The sequence below is a fragment of the bacterium genome, from assembly GCA_040757115.1.
Lineage (GTDB): Bacteria > UBA9089 > CG2-30-40-21 > CG2-30-40-21 > SBAY01 > JBFLXS01.
Map to the genome: position 1 here is coordinate 1 of JBFLYA010000462.1, position 1,006 is coordinate 1,006.

Sequence of the window (1,006 nt, forward strand, 5' to 3'; positions counted from 1 at the left end):
TGTGGAAAACAACAAATTTCCATAAATTTCTATTAGTTTCTATTAATTTCAATTTTTTTAATAATATCTCCCTATCTCCTTAATCTCCACATCTCCTTTTGTTACACCACCTGAACGCTTACCAGAACTCTAAGAAGTTGAAAAAAATAGGAGGTTTTAGATGCTTAAGATATTTTTAAATGGTGTATTTAATGAAAATCCTATATTTAGATTAGCCTTAGCCTTATGCCCTTCTTTAGCCGTGTCTAATACGGCATTTAATGGATTGGGAATGGGTTTATGTGTTTTATTTGTGATTACTTCGTCAAATGTTATTGTCTCATTAGCCCGAAATGTTATTCACCATAAAATTAGAGTGCCGGCATATTTAACGATAATTGCTGTTCTGGTAACTTTAGTTGAATCTTTCCTTCATGCCTATCTGCCGGCATTATATGCTTCCTTAGGTATGTTTATTGCCTTAATTGTTGTCTTTGCTATTATTTTAGCCCGAGCTGAGGTATTTGCCTCTAAAAATCCGGTTGGAAAATCATTTCTGGATGGTCTGGGGATGGGAACAGGTTTTACCCTGGCAATGGTCGTGTTAGGAGTTATTCGTGAAATTCTTGGTTCAGGGTCTATCTTTGGATATGATGTTATGGGACATAACTTTAAACCAGTATTGATGATGCTTTTCTCTCCCGGGGCATTTTTATTGGTCGGACTATTAATGGGATTTTTTAATTGGTATGAGCGAAGGTTTACTCTACAGTGTAAAAAATAAAAGGATTCGGGATTGGGGATTCGGGACTCGGGCTTCGGGAATAAAAGAATCCCCGAACCCCGAAATCCGAATCCCGATTTTCAGGGGAAACGGACATGAGCCAGGGCTCACAAAGAGCAATGAAAATGGGAGAAGGACAACCCCCTAACCCCCTTTATTAAGGGGGAATATGTGTTCTAAACCAGAGGATACGAGTCTGTGGATACTATACTAATTCGCTAATCTCTAATTCACTAATTCGCT

At 37.9% G+C, this 1,006-nt stretch carries 1 protein-coding gene; it reads left to right on the plus strand.

Annotated elements, in window-relative coordinates:
* Positions 1–160: 160 nt before the first annotated feature.
* Positions 161–763 carry an electron transport complex subunit E gene (locus AB1422_19650; protein MEW6621517.1) on the plus strand — a complete coding sequence of 201 codons (603 nt, stop codon included), beginning with the start codon at positions 161–163 and terminating at the stop codon, positions 761–763.
* Positions 764–1,006: the final 243 nt, after the last annotated feature.